The organism is Tamlana crocina (assembly GCF_012037625.1).
The window spans coordinates 1-360 of sequence record NZ_JAAVJS010000493.1 but is presented as its reverse complement, the minus strand read 5'-3'; the positions used below and the strand labels follow the sequence as shown (position 1 = coordinate 360).

The 360-nt window shown below is 35.8% G+C and carries 1 pseudogene; it reads left to right on the top strand.

Annotated elements, in window-relative coordinates:
• Positions 1 to 164: 164 nt before the first annotated feature.
• A pseudogene (locus tag HC176_RS17750) lies at positions 165 to 360 on the top strand (cupin); the annotation flags it as partial.

Below are 360 nucleotides of genomic sequence, written 5' to 3'. Positions count from 1 at the left end.
GCAGGAAAGATCCTTGAAAAGACAAAGACTCCTTTATACCTCATTCCAATTAAGAAATAGATTAAAAAAACGCCGTACCTTTATAGTTATCAGCTCCTTATTCGAAAATATTTTTTTAAAATTCCCCTTTTTTTACATCGCGCTAACGATTAAAACAAATTGATATGAAAAGCAGGGAATTTTTTAGAATGTGCATGCTGGTAAGTATGCTGTTCTTTTTTGCCGAAAACATGGCCCAGGAAACAACAAATTCTGTTGTTAAGACCATTGATGATAAAGATCTGCAATGGGGACCTTGTCCTGATTTTATGCCGAATGGATGTGAGATCGCTATTCTTCACGGAGATCCTGCCAAAAAGA